At 49.9% G+C, this 611-nt stretch carries 1 protein-coding gene; it reads left to right on the top strand.

Features of this window, described 5'->3' with window-relative positions:
- A partial coding sequence (locus A3762_RS05000; protein WP_156493244.1) for a VCBS domain-containing protein occupies positions 1–611 on the top strand: 611 nt, incomplete at both ends.

Here is a 611-nt window from a genome sequence, read left to right as displayed (position 1 = left end):
GCTGTAATAACGGGGGCAAGCACTGGCGCAGTGACTGAAGGAGACGCAGGCGACACCGCAACCGCCAGTGGAACCCTTAGCATATCTGATACCGATACAGGCGAAACACCTGATTTCCCAGATCTTGTCAGTACAGCCACCACCTACGGCCATATAGCCATGGTTAATGGTCAATGGACCTATACCCTTGATCAAAGCAAAGTACAAGATTTATCACCCAGTGACCCCGACCCAGCCAAGCAACAAGTCGTAGATACTTATACTTTCACAGCGACCGATGGCTCAACCCAACAAGTCAGCATCACCATTACCGGGACTGAAGATAAGCCTGTTATTAGTTCGGCCTATGCTTCGCCAGTGGGCGCCACTTCGACATTATCCATAACCAGTCTTGAAGTAGTTGCCAGTGCCGACCCTGCGGTGATTGATACGACGGCAGACTGGGGCAGTCAAACATCGACAGTCAGTTCAGGCTTGAAAATAGTTGGCTTATACATGCCAGGCAGTAGCCATAACGAATTGACTTCAGGTAATGAACCTACCTTAACGACAAATCATAGCGGCCAAGGAGGGTTTGCCAGAATTGATAGTCACGGCTGGTGGCAATCACA

The organism is Oleiphilus sp. HI0125, from assembly GCF_001635355.1.
Note: the sequence above shows the minus strand (reverse complement) of the source record. Positions and strands in the feature narration are given on the sequence as shown.